At 71.2% G+C, this 17,937-nt stretch carries 9 protein-coding genes; 5 read left to right on the forward strand and 4 right to left on the reverse strand.

Going from position 1 to position 17,937, the window contains the following annotated elements:
• Positions 1-252: 252 nt before the first annotated feature.
• Positions 253-6,153: an AAA domain-containing protein gene (locus tag JL475_RS01695; protein ID WP_307824943.1), complete on the forward strand. Its 5,901-nt coding sequence runs from the start codon at positions 253-255 to the stop codon at positions 6,151-6,153.
• 98 nt (positions 6,154-6,251) lie between these two features.
• On the opposite strand, the gene JL475_RS01700 is transcribed toward JL475_RS01695, so the two are convergent.
• Entirely contained in the window at positions 6,252-8,423 is a 2,172-nt protein-coding gene (locus tag JL475_RS01700) for a DEAD/DEAH box helicase (protein WP_202274148.1), read from the reverse strand.
• 178 nt (positions 8,424-8,601) lie between these two features.
• Here JL475_RS01700 and drmA point away from each other — a divergent pair, with 178 nt between their 5' ends.
• Genes drmA through drmC form a run of 3 tightly spaced genes read left to right on the forward strand, consistent with a single transcriptional unit; the run spans position 8,602 to position 15,073 of the window.
• Entirely contained in the window at positions 8,602-12,426 is a 3,825-nt protein-coding gene (gene drmA, locus JL475_RS01705) for a DISARM system helicase DrmA (protein WP_237405873.1), read from the forward strand.
• Entirely contained in the window at positions 12,423-14,315 is a 1,893-nt protein-coding gene (drmB, locus tag JL475_RS01710; RefSeq protein WP_202274150.1) for a DUF1998 domain-containing protein, read from the forward strand. The genes drmA and drmB overlap by 4 nt, the downstream gene beginning before the upstream one ends.
• Positions 14,312-15,073, forward strand: a complete 762-nt coding sequence (gene drmC, locus JL475_RS01715) for a DISARM system phospholipase D-like protein DrmC (RefSeq protein ID WP_202274153.1) — start codon at positions 14,312-14,314, stop codon at positions 15,071-15,073. The genes drmB and drmC overlap by 4 nt, the downstream gene beginning before the upstream one ends.
• Before the next feature lie 23 nt (positions 15,074-15,096).
• Here the strand turns inward: drmC and JL475_RS01720 are convergent, their stop codons facing one another.
• Together JL475_RS01720 and JL475_RS01725 are read right to left on the reverse strand one after the other, a co-directional pair.
• Positions 15,097-15,585, reverse strand: a complete 489-nt coding sequence (locus JL475_RS01720) for a hypothetical protein (protein ID WP_202274155.1) — start codon at positions 15,583-15,585, stop codon at positions 15,097-15,099.
• 278 nt (positions 15,586-15,863) lie between these two features.
• Positions 15,864-16,256, reverse strand: a complete 393-nt coding sequence (locus tag JL475_RS01725; RefSeq protein ID WP_202274157.1) for a DUF5997 family protein — start codon at positions 16,254-16,256, stop codon at positions 15,864-15,866.
• Between the two features lie 71 nt (positions 16,257-16,327).
• Here JL475_RS01725 and JL475_RS01730 point away from each other — a divergent pair, with 71 nt between their 5' ends.
• A complete protein-coding gene (locus tag JL475_RS01730) occupies positions 16,328-17,119 on the forward strand; it encodes a LysR family transcriptional regulator substrate-binding protein (protein ID WP_202274160.1) in 792 nt (263 codons plus the stop codon).
• A 25-nt stretch (positions 17,120-17,144) separates the two neighbouring features.
• Here JL475_RS01730 and JL475_RS01735 read toward each other — a convergent pair whose 3' ends face one another.
• Positions 17,145-17,894 (reverse strand): DUF4142 domain-containing protein, encoded by a 750-nt coding sequence (locus JL475_RS01735; RefSeq protein ID WP_202274163.1) that lies wholly within the window; start codon positions 17,892-17,894, stop codon positions 17,145-17,147.
• Positions 17,895-17,937: the final 43 nt, after the last annotated feature.

The following is a 17,937-nucleotide window of genomic DNA, read 5'->3' on the forward strand; positions in this document are numbered from 1 at the left end:
CGTCGTGGTTGTCGGTGCGGTTCCATGGGGTGCGGCAGGGCTTGAAGTCGATCTTCTGGGCGGTTCAGCGGCCTGCCGTAACGATGCTTCCCGGCGTGACGGCCCTCGGAGGGCTGCTGCTACGCTCTGTTCGTGTGCTCAGTTCACACTCGGGTCGAGGCGCTGGGGGTGCCGTGTGCGTACTCGGGTTGACCGGGGCGGGATGACACCAAGGGGCCACACGCGTGGTCGTGAACAGCAGTGGGGTGGCGTGTGAGCCAGGGTGAGTTCGGCCTGGGTGACGGTGTGTGGCCGGTCGGATCCGTCTATCAGTACGACGACGGGTTGCATGTGCGGGTGGACGACGTCGTGCCGTACGAGCTGGTCGATCCCGAGGACTCCCACGGGTACCGCCAGGGTGACGACCTCGTCCGGTGCACTCTGTACCTCTCCAACGGCACGGCCCGCCCCGTCGACGTGGAGGGCATCACCCTGCTGGTGCGCGGCGGGCCCTACGGCAAGACGGGGCGCCAGGTGGAGGACTACCGGACCGAGCTGCTCGACGACGGGCTCGAAGGCACCCTGCGCAAGGGGCGCCGCATGTCCGCGACCTGGGCCTACAGCATTCCGGCGGGAACCGCCGCGGAACTGGACATCGAGGTGCGGTTTCCGTACGACCACGAGCGCGAGAGCGTCACCTTCACCACGGTGAGGGCCACGGCGCCCACACCCGCACCGGCGGGACGGCTGCCGGACCAGGCGCCGCTGTTCGGCGAGCAGCAGCCGTCCCTGTTCACCGGCGCCGACGCCGACCCGGACCACGACCCGGCGGACAGTGACGGCGACGGTGGCCCGGTTGCCCGGAAAGGGAGTCGCGAGGCGGCTCGTACCGTGCTCGGGACCGTACCGCCGCAGCCGAAGGGCGCGGACCCCCGCCTGACCACGCCCCTCGTGACGCCACCGACGGACGCGGAGACGCCGACCGGGCCCGCACCCCGGGCCCAGGACCCCTCCTCCGGCGAACTCGACGCCACCCGAGTCCGTCAGATCTTCCGGTTCCTCGCCGAGGCCGAGGAGTCCAAGGCACGCCCCGTCCGCACGCTCGACGGCGCCGCCGGCACCGTGTGGTTCGAGGAACTGCCGGACGCCCCCGAGGTCACGGTGATGCTCGACGGGGTCCTCGACCTCGGCGACGAACCGGCCTGGCTGACCCTCGAGCGCCCCGAACGCGAGGACGCCCCGCAGCCCAAGCCCCTGCTCGCGCCCTGGATCGACGAGACCCGCATCCGCGACTTCAAGCAGACCCGTGCCCCGCACCTGCGCCGCCGGATCGAGCCGGAATTCCCGGACTGGTCCCGGGGCATCCCCCTCGACAAGGCGTACCACGAACTCGACGGCCACCCGAAGCGGGAGAAGATCGAGAAGCTGTACGCCGCCTGGGAACAGGAGTGGCTGGCCTGGGCCGAGCGGCGGCGCGCCATCGCCCCCGTCGTCAAGCTGTACGACCGCCTGCACAAGATGCACGAGGACGCCGCCAACCTCGGTGAGGCCTACGAACTCGTCCTCGGACTCGGCCGGCTGACCTGGCAGACGACCAGTGGCCAGCGTGTCGAGCGCCACCTCGTCACCCACCGCGCCACCCTCCGCCTCGACCCGGCCACCGGCACCCTCACCGCCGCCCCCGACCCGAGCGGAGCGGGCCTGGAACTGGAAGAGGGCATGCTGGAAGGCGCCCAGCACGTGCCCGGCGCGGTGCGCGAGCAGATCGTCGGCACACTCGACGGGGCCTCCGACGTCACCGACCCCGCACACCTCGACGCCGTGCACACCGCACTGCGCAGCTGGGTCAACGCGACGCACAGCGCGGGCAGTTACTCGCCGACCGTGGAACGTGTCCGGCCGCGCACGCTGGACGTGCCCCAGGTGGGACTCACCCCCGCGCTCGTCCTGCGGGAGCGCAACCGCCGGTCGACGATGGACGCCCTCAAGGCCATCGCGCGTCAGATCGACGCCGGCACACCGCCCACCGAGCTGCTCGGCTACATCGCGGGCCGCGACGGGGCACTGACCGCCGCCGACCTCGCGGCGGCCGAGGACGACGGCGCGGACGCCGATGCAGGCGAGATGTACTTCGCGCTGCCCGCCAACGAGGAGCAGCGCACCATCGCCGAGCGTCTGCGCGCCAACCGGCTCGTCGTGGTGCAGGGCCCGCCCGGCACCGGCAAGACGCACACCATCGCCAACCTCGTCACGGACCTGCTCGCCCAGGGCAAGCGCGTCCTCATCACCAGCCACACCCCGCGCGCCCTGCGCGTCCTGCGGGACAAGCTGCCCGAGAGCATCCGCGACCTGTGTGTGAGCCGCACCGAGGACGGCGCGGCCGCCCAGCGGGAGCTCGAGGCGTCGGTACAGAGGATCCTCAGCGAGTACGCCGGTTACGACCCCAACGCCTCGCAGAGGGACATCCGCACGCTCCAGGCACGGCTCGCCACCGCCCGGTCGGCCCAGCAGAACATGCTGCGCGATCTCGCCGTACTGCGCGAGCAGGAGACACACCGCTTCGAGGCGGAGATCGGCGACTACACCGGCAGCCTGCAGGAGATAGCCGAACGCCTCACCGCCGAGACGCAGCGGTACGACTGGCTCGGGCAGGTTCCCCAGGAACAGCCCTCCCTCACCGCCGACGACGCACTGAGGCTGCTGCACACCACCCGCGCCTTCACCCCGCACCACCGCGCCCTGGCGGCCGAGGTGCCCGGCCCCTCCGAACTGCCCACCCCCGGTGACTTCGAGGAAGCCGTGACGGTGGTGCACTCCGCCGAGGAGGCACACGAGGCGGTACGCCAGGACCCGCTGAGCCGGCAGTACGACACGGCCGTGCGCGGCCTGAGCGAGGCCGAACAGCAGTGCCTGACGACGGCCCTCGACGCGTTCTCCGCCGCCAGGGCGCGGGCCGCGTCCCTGGCGGCCGCCGCCGGTGAATGGGCCGGGATCCTCCTCGGAGAGGTGACCGCAGGGCAGGACTGGCAGGCACGCAGCCGGCACGCCGCCGTCACCGACGCCCTCACCGCCCTCGAGGCCTCGCTCGCCACGCTGGGCACCGTGATGGTCAGCGGCCTGGAGCAGTACGATCCGGCCACCGCGCTCAGCCAGGCCACCACCCTGCACGACGGGCTCGTCCAGGGGCAGAAGCTGCGCGGACCGCTCGGCACACGCTCGAAGCTGGCCAAGGCCGTCGGCGCGTTCGTGCAGGCCGTGCGGGTCGACGGGCGGACTCCCGAGGACCCCGCCACGGCGGCGGTCGTCATGGCGCGTGTCCAGCTCGAGCTGCGCCTGGCCCAGGTGGAGGCCGAGTGGGGCACTCCCGCCGGAGCCTGGCAGGGACACGGTCCGCGACTGGCACGCCTGCGGCAGGACGCCGAGGTACTGCAGGCGCTGCTCACCGTCGCCGCCACCCGCACCGACGTGCTCACCGCGGCCGCCACCTCGCCCGAACTCGCCGTCGCCACCTGGCACGACACCTCGGTCGAGAACGCCGTACGCGCCCTGTTGCGCGCGGCGACCACGCTGCGTGCCGCCGAACGGTCGCGCAAGGTGATCGTCGGCGCCGAGGAACTGCTGCGCACCTGGAGCGACCGGCCCGGCGTGGCCCCCGCCGTCACCCGCGCCCTCGACGCCGTGCGGGCCCAGGACCCGCAGGGCTACCGGGAGTTCAGCGACGAGATCGCCGAGGTGCGGGAGGCCGCCCGACTGCGGGCCGAACAGCACGTCGCACTCATCCGCGTGCGGGAGGCGTTCGGCTCGCTCGCCGAGCGCATCACCGGTTCCCCGGAGGACACCGCGTGGGACGTCCGGCTGCCGCTGCTCACCGAGGCCTGGGCCTGGTCGGCGTGGCGCGAGCGGATGGAGCGGCTGACCGATCCCGAGGCCGAGCGCACGCTGCGGCGGCGGCTGACGGAGGCCGACGACGAGGCGCGCATCATGCTCGCCCGGCTCGCCGCAGCCCGCGCCTGGCACCGCTGCCTCGGACTGCTCACCGGCGACCAGTCCCGCGCCCTCAGCGCATACCAGCAGGCCGCCCGCCGTATCAAGGGCAAGTACCAGCACCGCTACCGGCGCGACGCCCAGGCGGCACTGCGCAAGGCGCAGACGGCGGTGCCGGCCTGGATCATGCCGCTGCACCAGGTGGCGGAGACCGTGCCCATGGACCGGCCCGGCATGTTCGACGTCGTCATCGTCGACGAGGCCAGCCAGTCCGGACTCGAGGCCATGCTGCTGAGCTGGCTCGCCGACCGGATGGTGGTCGTCGGCGACAGCAAGCAGGTCAGCCCCTCCAACGTCGGCCTCAAACAGGACGAGTACTTCCACCTGAGGGACCGGCTGCTCACCGCGCTCGAGCCGGACGTCCGTAGCCTCTTCGGTCCCGACTCGAGCTTCTTCGACCTCACCGAGGCGCTGTCCGCGGGACGTGGCACGCTCATGCTCAAGGAGCACTTCCGGTGCATGCCGGAGATCATCTCCTTCTCCAACGACCTCTGCTACAACGGCCGTCTTCAGCCGCTGCGGCAATACGGTGCCGACCGGCTGCCTCCCGTCAGCACCGTCCACGTCGAAGGCGGAGAAGCCGTCGGCGGCAACGACCGGCTGGTCAACACCGCCGAGGCCGAGGCCCTCGTCGACGCGGTCGTGCGCTGCTGCGCCGACCCCGCGTACGAGGGGAAGACCATGGGCGTCATCAGCCTTCGTGGCGCCAAGGGGCACCTGACGGAACTGGAGAACCTGCTCGCCGAACGCCTCGACTACGAACAGCGTGAGGAGCGGCGTATCCGGGTCGGCGACGCCGAGGACTTCCAGGGCGACGAGCGGCACGTCATGTTCATCTCCTGCGTCAACTCCGCCACCACCGCCGCCGGGACCGTACCGGGCGGCTTCAACGGCAAGACGTACGAGCAGCGGCTCAACGTGGCGGCCTCCCGTGCCCAGGACCAGGTGTGGGTGTTCCACAGTGCCCGCGCGGAGCAGTTCCACGAGAACGACCTGCGCCGGCGGTGGCTCGACCACCTCACCCGGCCCGCGGAGGAGGACACCGTCGTGGTCGAGGGCGAGGTACGGCCCGACGTGCGCCACGAGGTGTTCGACAGCCTCTTCCAACAGAAGGTGTACCTGGAGCTGACGGACCGCGGCTATCGTGTTCGGCCCGGCTACCGGGTCGGCCGTCACACCATCGACCTGGTCGTCGAAGGCGGCACCCGCAGACTGGCGGTCGCCTGCGACGGCGACGCCTTCGCCGACGGGGAGGACGCGTCCACCGCCGCCGCCCGCCAGCGGGACCTGGAACGCGTCGACTGGACCTTCGTCCGGATCCGTGGCAGCCGTTTCCACCTCGACCGCGAGCAGGCTCTCGCCCCGCTCTGGGCGGAGTTGGAACGGCTGGGCATCGAGCCGCTGCCGGCAGAGTCGGAGGGGCCCGGCTCCCCTGCCGACGCGGTGGACGCCCAGGCCGCGCCGGTTGACGGCCCGAACGAGGACGACGGGGTGGGGGAGCAGCGGGAAGACGACGACCCGCACGGCCCGAGCCCGGCGCCCGATGTGATGCCGGAGGCAGCGACGGCTTACGCCGCCCTGCCCGAAGCCCCGCGCGAGCCCCGGCCGGCCCCTGCCGGAGAAGCTGCCACGGAGCCCGCGCCTCGTCCGGCGGCCCCCCTCGCGCAGGGTTCCCTCCCCGTCCGGGAGATCCCCGCTGCCGCCTTCCACCGGCTGGTGCGCGAGATGCAGGAGCTGCAGGCCGCCATCGACACCCCGGACGAGACGCCTGTCGACGCGGACGCGGCGAACCTCGTCTTCCTCAGGAAGACGCAGGCCGATCAGCGAGAGCGCCGCACGAAGCGGCTCGGCTTCCTGCGGACCTTCCTCGACGGCGTGCACGTCGGCCAGGAGGAGGGGACGCCGAAGGCGGTGCACCCCGGTGCGCTGCTCGTCCTCGAGTTCGACGGACAGGTCGACGAAGAGACCCTCTACACCATCGCCGAACTGCCCACCGAGGACGTCGAGACCATTTCCCCGTCGTCACCGCTGGGACACGCGCTGATCTGGCAGCCCGCGGGGCGGAAGATCGCGTACGACGCTTCGCAGGGCAGAAGCCACGAGGTCGTCGTTCGGGAGATCCGGGTCTGACGCCCACGGGGCGCCGAACAGGGAGCGGGGCCTCCCGCAGCGACGGCCCCGGCGCCCCGGACCGGAGCAGGGTCCGGGGCGAGGAGGCCCCACCTGTCTCAGCCGGTCACCGGGTCCAGCATGCGGCTGCGATCACCGCTCCACGAGATCGCCAGCGCGTCGCGGGCCCGGGTGCACGCCACGAACAGCAGGCAGTGCTCGGCCAGCAGATCCGACTGGTGCTGGACGGGGTCGACCTCGGCCGGTGTCACCTGCGGGGCGAACGGCAGCACGTTGGACGTCACGCCCACCACGGCCACGCACCGGAACTCCAGCCCCTTCATCGCGTGCATGGTGGCCACGCGGACCCCGGACACGTCCGGTCCGGGGTTGTCCTTGACCGCCACCGCCGGGATGCGCTCCCGCCGCAGCCGCGCGATGACCGCGTCGACGAGCGTGTTGAACCGGGCGCACACCGCCACCTCGGACGGCTTGACCCCGTCCTGCTCGATCCAGGTGCGCACCTGCTCGACCAGCGCCCGCAGTTCCTCGTCCTGACTGCCGTACCCGCGCGCTGCCGGGATGCGACCGTGCAACTGGGACCGGTAACCGCGCAGGGAGTCCTGGCCGCCGTCATCGTCGTCGTCCTCGCCGAGCCGGCCCACCGGCTGACCGTCGAGGAGGGACGCGGACCAGCGCAGGATCTCCTCCGTGCTGCGGTAGTTGAGGCGGAGCCGGGAGGTACGGCCCCGGACGTTGATGCCCAACGAGCGCAGCGAGACGCGGGAGTCGTAGATGCGCTGGTGAGGGTCGCCGACGAGGAACATGTCGTCGGCCTGGGCGGCGACGCAGGCACGCAGCACTCGCCACTGGGCCGGATGCAGGTCCTGCGCCTCGTCCACGACGACATGACGGTAGCGCGGTGCGCCCCCGGCGAGGATGTGTGCCGCCTGGTCGCACAGCTGGGTGTACGTCGCCGAGTCGCGCGAGGCGAGGTCCGCCGTGAAACGCTCCATCACCCGCCACAGCCGGGCTCGTTGCACGCGCCCCACCTGGGTGCCGCGTCCCCGTCGTACACAGCGCAGGTACTCCTCGGGCGTGCGCAGTCCTTGCGCCAGGACGACGTTGCGGAACTCCTGGGACAGGAACTGCTCCGTCCAGGGCAGTTCCTCGCGCGCGAGGGCACGGGTCCAGGCGCTCTTCTCCGCGGAGGTCGAAAGGGGTTTCGGGGAACTGCCCCTCGCCTCCCGGATGACCCGCGCGGCGAGCGAGTCCACGGTCGTGACGTCGACGCGGTCCAGCAGATGGGCGTCGGTGTCGCCGAGGAGCAGCGCCAGACTGTCCCTCAGGGCGGCCGCCATGGCATTGGTGAAAGTGGTCAGCAGGATGCGGTCGCCGTCCCGGCCGGTGCGCAGCAGATGCCGGACGCGGTGCAGCGCGACGACCGTCTTGCCGGTGCCGGGACCGCCGGTGACCTGGGCCGGCCCGTTGAAACCGGGGTGGTACGCGTACCGGCGCTGGGCGGGGTGGAGGAAGATGCGCCAGCGGGTCAGATCCTCGGTGAGGATGCGCTCCAACTCACCCGGGCCGGTCACCTCGACGATGCGATCGGGCGTGTTGAGGATCGCCTCGGCGAGCGTGACCGTCGGCCGGTCCTCCGCCGCGCGCACGGTCTGGCCCCGTGGAGCGATCAGCTGCTCCCAGACATCCTCGGTGGAGTAGCCCTCCGCCAGGAACTCCAGTACCTCGTACTGGTCGGCGGGCATCATGGGCGGCGCCATGACCGCCAGGTCGTCGGGGGTGACGCAGACTCGCGCCAGGCGCAGCACCTGGTCGTCGATGCCGAGGTCACGGAGCAATGTGTCGGAGTGGGCATCGAACAGCCGCGCAGGTGTGGTGACGGTCTTCGTCTCGAAGTACGTCTCCATCTGCTCCAGGGCCTCGACGTTGCGCACTTCCACGCCGCGGGTGGCGCTGTTGACCGAGTAGGCGCGCTTGCAGGCCCAGTTGATGGCCTCGTCGTGCGGTGCGACCCGCAGGAGCATGAACAGCTCGCTGCCGTCGTCGGGAGCCAGGAGGACACCCCGGTAGAACTTGGTGATGCGTATGGTGCGGATCCGTGCGTCACGCGCCCGCTCCAGCTTCTCCAGGTGCATGCCCTTGCTCGCGTGGAGTTGGGGGACGGTCATGCTCCGGAACATCTGGATCGCGTCGCTGACCTCCTTCTGCACCGGTCGCTGCAGCGAGATGAGGTCCGAGACGAAGTCGTCGGAGAGAGCGAGTCGGGGCATCGGGGTCCTCGGTGACGGGCGGGCGGCGTTCACGACCAGCCTAGAGACTCCGACCGGCCACAGCGACGGAGCGTCGGATACTCGTTGTGTGAACTGAGTCAACGGTCTATTGTTCAGGTGCTGCCATACGTTCGATCCCGCTCGTGCTCCACCGGATCCGTCCGAAAGGACCCACCGCATGCCGGCCCAGCCTGCCCAGGCCGCTGTCCCGCACCCGCTCGAAGAAGTGCCCCAGACGTTCCGTGCCGGGGACTCCTACGAGGTGCGGGACGGACTCGTGACCTACATCCGCCGAGATCTGCTGGGACCCTGGGACGGAGCGGCCGAGACCCTGCCGAGTGCCTCTTCCGGGCCGCGCGACCGGTATCTCGTGGGCATGCTCGGCCCCCGGCCCCAGGCCGTCACCGCCGACCGGATCGCACTCGTGGCCGCGCAGAGCGCGGACGCGGAGTCGGGCGACGAGCAGGAGGGCGACGACACCGGGCTCCAGGACCGGTTGACCCCACAGGCCGCCGGCCACATCTGGGCCTCTTCCATGGGCCTGTCCTTCACGGCCCCCGCCTCCGTCGGCACGCTCAGCGTCACCGTCCGCTGGGGGCGCTACACGCAGTCGGAGGAGACGACCGACCGCGGCACGACCCGCAGGATCTGGTCGCGCGAGCCCGTCGAGCACGCGGTGGACATCGACGTGACGGGCGCGGCCGACCGGACCGTCGAGCTCGAAGGAGGAGCGGTCGTCCTCGACGTACAGGTGCGCCCGCACGCCGGCCGGGCCGGGGCCGAGGACCTCCGCGTCGTCGAACTGGCCCTGGTGAACCGGCAGCAGGACAGCCGTGAGGCCCGTGACGCGTGCTGGCTCTTCCAGACGGAGATCGACGTCACCGCCTTCCCGGACGACCAGGCCGCGGTCTTCCTCCCGGTCGACGACCCGCTCGACCCCGCCAACCGCGGCAACGGCGCCGAAGACGCCGAGGAGCGCAGACTCCGGCTCCTCTACCGGGACAGCCTCAGCCACGCCAAGGGCCGCAACGTCGCCGTGCACGCCCATGTACGGCACGGCGAACGCAACGCGCACCGCCTCACCACCACCTGGCTGCCGGAGTACGACGTCCGGGCCACCACGGCCCCGACCCTCCAGGAGCAGGACCTGCTCCGTGGGCTCGAACTCGGCATGGACGAACTCGCGGCCCTCGCGGTGCCCGCCCGCCGGACCGAACTCAGCGCCGCCCTCGCCCCGCTCGCCGACGGCTACGGCACCTGGCTCGACCAGCAGCGCCGCAAGGCCCGCTCGCTCCCCGACGACCTGCGTGAATCGGCCGACGCCGCCCTCGACCAGGCACTGGACATCTGCGACCGGATAACCCTCGGCATCGACCGGCTCGTGGCCGACGACACCGCCCTGGACGCCTTCAGGTTCGCCAACCGGGCCATGGCGCTCCAGCGTCGCAACACCGCGATCGCCGCGGCCCGCGCCGGCCGCGAGGACGACCGTTCCTCCTACCGGGAGGCGTACGACGAGATCCACGCGAAGGGCAAGGCGGCCGCGAGCTGGCGCCCCTTCCAGCTCGCCTTCGTCCTGCTGAACCTCGACTCCCTCAGCCGTCCCGGCCACCCCCACCGCGGCACCGGCCGTGAAGCCCTCGTCGACCTGCTGTTCTTCCCGACCGGTGGCGGCAAGACCGAGGCGTACCTGGGCCTCGCCGCGTACACGTTCGCGCTGCGGCGCCTGCAGGGCACGATCGGCTCGGGCACGGAAGCACGCAGCGGTGAGGCGGGCGTCGGCGTTCTCATGCGCTACACGCTGCGCCTGCTGACCGCCCAGCAGTTCCAGCGAGCCGCCGCCCTGGTCAGCGCCTGCGAAGTGCTGCGCCGCGAGGAGTTCGCGCGGGACGCCCGCTGGGGTGCCACCCCGTTCCGCATCGGGCTGTGGGTGGGGACCTCCGTCTCGCCCAACTGGTTCGACGAGGCCAAGGAGCAGATCGCCGAGGCCCGGGAGAACGCGAGTGACAAGCACGCCCGGGTCCTTCAGGTGCTCACCTGCCCATGGTGCGGAAGCGGACTGACGGCCCGCTCCCACATGGAGTACGACGAGGGCCGGCGCCGGGTCCTGCTGTACTGCCCGCGCGGGGAGGGCGAGGACCGTTGCCCCTTCTCCCGGCGCGAATCGCCCGGCGAGGGCATCCCGGTGCTCACGGTCGACGAGGAGATCTACCGGCTCGCCCCGTCCCTGCTCATCGCCACCGTCGACAAGTTCGCCCAGCTCCCCTGGAACGGGTACGCCGGCCTCCTGTTCGGTCGGGTCACGGAGCTGTGCCCGCGCCACGGCTACCGTCACGACGACCTCGACGCGAAGACCGGCTGCGGGAGCCGCCACAACGCCAGGGGAGAACTGCCCGGCGTCACCGCCCAGCCGGTGACGCGTCTGCGGCCCCCGGATCTGATCATCCAGGACGAGCTGCACCTGATCTCCGGCGCCCTCGGCACCACCGTCGGCCTCTTCGAGTCCGCCGTCGACCAACTGTGCACCTGGGGCGTCACCGACGCCCAGGGGCAACGCCACGAGACCGGGCCCAAGATCGTCGCCTCGACGGCGACCACCAAACGCGCCGCCGACCAGGTACGGGGCGTCTTCGGGCGCAAGGTGGCCGTCTTCCCGCCGCAGGTCCTGGACGTCGGGGACACGTTCTTCTCCCGGCAGGTCGAGCTGAGCCGCACCAACCCCGGCCGGCGCTACCTCGGCGTGTGCGCGCACGGCACCCGCCTCAAGGCCGCCGAAATCAGGGTCGCCGAGATCCTGCTCCTGGCCGGGCAGCAACTCTTCGACGACTACGGCAAGCCGGCGGACCCGTACATGACGCTGGTCGGCTACTTCAACGCGACCCGTGAACTCGCCGGCATGCGGCGGTACATGGACGACGACATCACGACCCGGGTGCGCTCCAACGGCAGCCGCAGGGGGCAGGACACGCTGGCCGACCGCATCGTGAGCCGGACCGGCATGCTCGGCATCCAGGAACTGACCTCACGCATCTCCTCCTCCGACATCGGTGCCGCCCTCAAGCGCCTGGAGGTCGAGTTCGACCCCGAGCGGGACACCTCGGAGCGGCGGCTCGCCTTCCTGCGGGAGTACGCGGTCGCCATGAAGGAGAAACGGGAACCCCGTGCCGCCATGACACCGATCGCCCGGCAGGCGGTGGACGTCGTCCTCGCCACCTCCATGCTGCAAGTGGGCGTCGACGTCTCCCGGTTCGGCCTGATGCTGGTCGTCGGACAGCCCAAGAACACGGCCGAGTACATCCAGGCGTCCTCGCGTGTCGGCCGGGACGCCGCACGCCCCGGTCTCGTCGTGACCCTCTACAACTGGTCACGCCCCCGGGACCTCGCCCACTACGAGGACTTCGAGCACTACCACGCCACCTTCTACCGTCAGGTCGAGGCCCTCTCCGTCACCCCGTTCACCCGCCGCGCCCTGGACCGGGGTGTCGCCGCCACCTATGTGGCAGCCCTCCGTCAGGCGGCCTACGACACCTCGCGCAACCTGGACGCGCACCACGTGGATCTCGACGGCCCCCTCGCCAGGGACGTCGAGCGCAGGCTGCTGGAGCGTGCCGAACGGGTGGGGGGCGAGCTGCCCCGTCAGTACCTCAGCGAACGCCTGGACCGGCTGAAGGACGAGTGGCGCCGCAAGCGGGACGAGAACAGCTCGGCCCTCGGCTACCGCAAGGAGAAGCACAAGACCACCGTCGTGAACGGCCTGCTCCGACGGGCGGACGGGTCCCGGTGGACCGAGTTGACCGTCGGCATGTCGATGCGTGAGACGGAGAACGAGATCAATCTGCTTCTGTCCGGCGGCGGAGCCTTCCTCGAGGATCCCTCGGGCGGTGGCCCGGACTGGAACTTCGGGGCCGCCGACACCGAGACCGACCGCGACCTCGCGGCCACCGTGGACAGCGACGAGTACGGACCGACCACCGCGGGCACGCCCAGGAAGGCACAGCGATGACCACCAGGAGCAACCGCAGGGTCGGAGCCGTCCGCCCCAGCCACCTCATGTTCACCGCCGGTGTCGGCTCCCTCGTCGACCTGCCGAACTTCTCCGTCCTGGTCCGGGGACTCGACGCCTGGAGCTACTCCGGCATCACCGACTACGACATCGACGAACCTCGGCTGCGCGCCGCCGTCAACCGCTCGCTCCAGCGCTATGGACGCGGACAGGTCGAGCAACTGCGGGCGGCCCCCTGGCTGGAGGGCGGGGACACGGATCCGAGGGGCTGGGCGGCGCAGGGAGTCGGAGTGCCCGTCGCCCCGTTTCCGCAGTGGCTGCGCTGCACCGCCTGCAACATCCTGGCCGCCATCGACTCGGACGAGTTCACCTTCCTCAACGCCAACCCGCGCACCCCGCACGAGGCCAAGTTCGTCCACGACTGCAAGCGGGGCAAGCCCCTCGCCGTGGCGGCCCGCTTCACCCTCGTCTGCACCGCCGGCCATCTCGACGAGTTCCCGTACACCGCGTACGTCCACCACGGGCAGCCCTGCGCCAAGATCCCGAGGCCCAAGCTGCGCATGAAGGACCACGGCGGCAACCAGGCAGCCAACGTCACCATCGAGTGCGTCGCCTGCGGCGCGAAGCGCAACATCCGCGAGGCGATGGGGGAGCGCGGGCGGCGTCACCTGCCCCACTGCCGCGGCCGCCATCCGCACCTGGGTACCTATGAGACGAACGGCTGCGACCAGGCTCCGGTCCTGATGGTCGCCGGCGCCTCCAACCAGTGGTTCCCCCTCACCCTCAGCGCGCTCGCGCTGCCCAAGGGGCAGGGCGGTGACATCGACAAGCTGCTCGACGACCACTGGCCGGAGCTGGAGAAGGTCGAGGACCGGAGCGAGCTCGCCTTCATGGCGCGGCTGCCGCAGTTCGGCTTCCTCAAGGAGTTCGACGCGGACGCCGTCCTCGCGGCGGTCATGGCCCGTAAGCAGGGAACCGACGGAGCGGCCCCGTCCGCCCCCGACGTCCAGGCCGGTCTTTTCCGCCCCGAATGGGAGGCACTCTCCGGCCCGGTCCCCCCGCCCAGCGACGACTTCGCCCTCAGGCCCGTGTCCGTTCCCGCCCCGCTGGCCGAACTCTTCTCGGACATCCGCCAGGTCGAGCGGCTGCGTGAGGCACGTGCCCTGATCGGTTTCACCCGGCTCGACGCCCCTGATCCCGAATCACCGGAGATCGCGACCCGGGTCGACCTGTCCCGGGGCACGCAGAACTGGGTGCCGGCCAGCGAGGTCCGCGGGGAGGGCATCTTCCTGCGGGTGCGGGACGACCTCATGACGGAGTGGGCGGCCCGCATGGAGAAGTCGCCGCAGATGGAGGCGCACAGGGAAGCCTACGGCCGCTTCCGCACCAACCGGAGGTCGGACCGCAAGACCAGCGAATTCGACCCGCTCCACGGCTGGCCCGGTGCTCGCTACATCGCCCTGCACACTCTTTCCCACCTGCTGATCCGCACCATCGCCCTGGAATGCGGTTACAGCTCGGCCTCGCTGGCCGAGCGGATCTACGCCGGCGACGAACAGGACCCGAACACGGGAATTCTGATCTACACCGCCGTCCCCGACTCCGAGGGCACCCTCGGCGGCCTGGTCTCCCTCGCCGAGGAGCGGGAGTTCGGCCGGATCGTCCGCCGGGCCCTGGCCGACGCCGGTCACTGCTCGGCCGATCCGCTCTGCTCCGAACGTCTGCCCCACGACCCGGGTGACTACCTGCACGGAGCGGCCTGCCACGTCTGTCTCTTCGTCTCCGAGACCACATGCGAGCGCGGCAACCGGTTCCTGGACCGCCGCTTCCTCGTCCCGCTGTCGGGTGACAAGGAGCAGGTACTGACACCGGTCTGCCTGCTGCCGTGAGCCGAAGCGGGTTCGAGGCCGCCGCCGGGGCCGCTGTCGCCGCCCTCGGCCTGTCCCGTGCGAAGGATCTCGCCGGTCTGCTGGCACAACGACGCAGCAGGGAACGATCACTGATCGAACTGGCGACCCCCGGAGTCGGCGCGGCCGTCACGGAGCTGTACGACATGATGGAGGCGGAGTCGGTCACCTTCGAGGAGGCAGCCGCCTACGTGCGCGGATATGTCGCCGCGATGGCGCAGGCCCGGGACAGGGTGAAGGTTCGTACCGTGTGGAGCGGTCCTTCGACTTCCGCTGTACCGGTGAGGGCAACAGCTCAGGTGCTCGTGGAGGTCATCAATGACGCCCGTGAAGAACTGCTGGCCATGACATACGCGGCCCGTTCGTATCCGGCACTGACCCGGGCTCTCGTGGCGGCCGCGGAGCGGGGGGTGCGGACGCACGTGGTGGTCGAGACGCTGGCCGGTGCCAGGGGACTGCTCTCGGGCCGAGAACCCGCCGCCGCGTTCGAGTCGGTTCCCGGCCTGCGCCTCTGGCACTGGGCGCGTGATCCCGCCCGGACCCACTCACGACAGCACGCCAAACTCGCGGTCGCCGACCGCCGGACGCTCTTGCTGGGCAGTGCGAACCTGACCGAGTCCGCGGCACATCGCAACATGGAGGCGGGAGTTCTGGTCACCGGTGGCGCAGCACCGCGGCGGGCGGCGGAGCACATCGTGGAACTGCAGCGCCTGGGAGTACTGCGGCCGCTTCGCCCGTAGAGGAGATCACCTCGACGAGGCACTCACCAGCCGCCCGGCTCCGCCGGTTCCGGGCCGGTGGGGGTCAGGACGGCGAGGGTGCCGGTGGCTGTGCGCAGGGCCTGTTCGAGGGTGGTGGGGCAGTGCAGGGTGCCGGTGCCGTCCGGGGGGACGAGCCATTCCAGGCGGCCGGTGGGACGGTACGGCGGGGGCACCGCAACCCAGGAGCCACGGCTGACGTGCCGCACGCCGAACCCGATCCACTCGCCGGCCGGGTCGGGCGGCAGGAAGAACCCGACTCTGCGTGCCGTGACATCCACCAGGGTGGGTCCGGGCACCTTCAGCGGATCGCTCCACAGGAGGTCCAGGGCGAGCAGTCCGAGCCGGTCGGGAACGCTCAGCACGTCCCAGTACCGTCCTGCGGCGAGCAGCGCCGTCCCCGTGCCGTGGTCCCATTCCCGTTTGCACTGCCGGGGGTCCCTGGCCGCCGCGGCCAGCCATTCGACGGATTGTTTCCATCTGGCGCTCTGCATGTCCCACCCCGCGCACGGTCGGCTGCGCCGCTGCGGGCGCGTGCTGGTCACGGGCCGGTGGCCGCACGGTCGTCCGCGCGCCGACCCGGTGTGCAGCCATGGTCGTAGATATTTCTATGTGCCGGAAGGGGTGGGGCGGGCCCGCGTTCTGTCGATATCGCGTCACGCGGGGTCGCGTGCGTACGAGAACACCCCCGCTGGGAAAGCCCGTGCGGGGGTGTTCGAGGTCGTTCGAGGGTGTTCGGTGGTGAGGAAAAGGCGCGGTGGGGCTCGGCCGGTCAGCCGTTGCGCTTCGCGCGTTCCTCGTTCCGCTGCTGGATGCGCTCCGCCTCCTTGCGGACCTCGGCCTGCGTGGCCTGCTCCCGCTCCAGCCACTCGGGGCGCTCCTCCCGGAGAGCCTTGATCTGCTCCGTGGTGAGGGGCTCGGTGATTCCGCCGCGGGCGAGACCCGAGATGGAGATGCCCAGCCTGGCCGCGACCACCGGGCGGGGGTGCGGGCCGTTGCGCCGCAGGTCCCGCAGCCACTGGGGCGGGTCCGCCTGGAGCGCGTTCAGCTCGGCGCGTGAGACGACACCCTCCTGGAATTCGGCGGGGGTGGCCTCGAGGTACACACCCAGCTTCTTCGCCGCGGTCGCGGGCTTCATCGTCTGGGTGCTCTGGTGCGACGTCATGGTGTCCAGGGTATCGACCGTGTGCGCGACCGCTGACCACGATCGGTGGACGAGGCCGGTAGCCTGGCCGGGTGACAGGCTCGGATGTGTCCCCGTCGTTCCGGCTCGTGTACGCACCCGGGGTGATGCCCGGCAAGTGGGTGCGCGTCTGGAACGAGCGATTGCCCGGTGTTCCGCTGACCCTCACCCAGGTGCCCGCCGCGGAGGCGGGTGACCTGCTGCTGAACGGGGACGCCGACGCGGGCCTCGTCCGGCTGCCCGTCGACCGGACGGTGTTCAGCGCGATTCCCCTCTACACCGAGCAGACGGTCGTCGTGGTTCCCAAGGACCACCTCGTGACGGCGGTCGACGAGGTGGCCCCCGAGGACCTGGCCGACGAGATCGTGCTGCACCCCCTCGACGACGTCCTCATGTGGGAGACCCTGCCCGGGAAGCCCGCCCTCGAACGGCCCGCGACCACCGCCGACGCCGTCCAGCTCGTCGCGGCCGGGATCGGCGTGCTCGTCGTACCGCTGTCCCTGGCGCGGCTGCACCACCGCAAGGACCTCACCCACCGGCCGCTCAGGGACGCACCCGAGTCGAGCGTGGCGCTGGCGTGGCCCGAGGCCGCGACCACCGACTCGGTGGAGGACTTCATCGGGATCGTCCGCGGCCGAACCGTCAACAGCACCCGGGGCCGCACCCGGCCCCAGCCTTCCGCGCAGGAGAAGCAGGAGAAGCAGGGGAAGCCCGGGCGGGCCGCCGAGAAGGGCGGTGCCCGCCGGCAGCAGACGGCGGGCGGGCCGGCCGGCCGCGGGCGGCGGAAGGGCACCGGCGGCACACCGAAGAACCTGCGCCGGGGCAAACCCCGCCGCGGGTCCTGACGTCCGTCCCCGGGCCCCGGGGCGCCTACTTCACCGTCGCGCCAGGGGTCGGCGCCGGGGAGACCGTGTTGAGGTCCTTCAGCTCCTCGGGGATCTCGAGCACCAGCACCGGGGCGCCCGCCTGCGGGGCCGGCGGGGTCACCTGCTCCCGGGGCATCTTGGGCGGGCTGGTCTGCTGGAAGTTGACCTGCTCGTGATTGACCAGTCCGGTCTTCTCCAGGACCGTGATGTGGTCGAGCACGGTGTCGTTGGCCTGGTCCGCCAACTGCCGCACCAGGGTGTTCCTGGTGTTGGCCCGGACCTTGGCGATCACCGAGAAGATCTGGCCGTGCGTCACCCGCATGATGTTCACGGCCGTGGTGTCGAACTCCTTGTCGTTGGTGGCCTTGATGGTCTCCACGAACTGCTCCTGCTGGGGCGAAGCCTGGTTGGGCAGGGTGATGCCCAGCTCGAGGGAGATCCTGCGGCAGCTCTCGTCGAGCCGTCCGTGTCCCACGACCAGGTGCTCGCCCGCCTCCTTCATCTCCGGCGTCGTGCCCCGCTCCATCGCCAGCAGGCCCAGGGGGTGCTCCCACAGTCCGGCGGCGCGCACCTTGACCACGAAGTCACGGTCGGCCTCGGTCAGTTGGCCGTACTGCGTATTGGCGACGACCCGGTCCTGGGTGCTCGAGGTGTTCTGCACGCCCAGCATGGTGGGGTAGGCGAGCGCGGAGAGGGTGAGAACCATGGCTCCGCCCACGAACGCGGTTCCTGCCGTGCTGCGCGAGATGCGCATCGTGCCTCCTGGTGTATCAACAGCCCAACGCCAGGGAGTACGG

The organism is Streptomyces sp. M2CJ-2 (genome assembly GCF_016757295.1).
GTDB lineage: Bacteria > Actinomycetota > Actinomycetes > Streptomycetales > Streptomycetaceae > Streptomyces.

Excerpts from the sequence above, each read along its gene's own strand:
- JL475_RS01700 (WP_202274148.1), bottom strand. The coding sequence starts at position 8,423 with ATGCCCCGACTCGCTCTCTCCGACGACTTCGTCTCGGACCTCATCTCG.
- drmA (WP_237405873.1), top strand. The coding sequence starts at position 8,602 with ATGCCGGCCCAGCCTGCCCAGGCCGCTGTCCCGCACCCGCTCGAAGAA.
- drmB (WP_202274150.1), top strand. The coding sequence starts at position 12,423 with ATGACCACCAGGAGCAACCGCAGGGTCGGAGCCGTCCGCCCCAGCCAC.
- JL475_RS01720 (WP_202274155.1), bottom strand. The coding sequence starts at position 15,585 with ATGCAGAGCGCCAGATGGAAACAATCCGTCGAATGGCTGGCCGCGGCG.
- JL475_RS01725 (WP_202274157.1), bottom strand. The coding sequence starts at position 16,256 with ATGACGTCGCACCAGAGCACCCAGACGATGAAGCCCGCGACCGCGGCG.
- JL475_RS01735 (WP_202274163.1), bottom strand. The coding sequence starts at position 17,894 with ATGCGCATCTCGCGCAGCACGGCAGGAACCGCGTTCGTGGGCGGAGCC.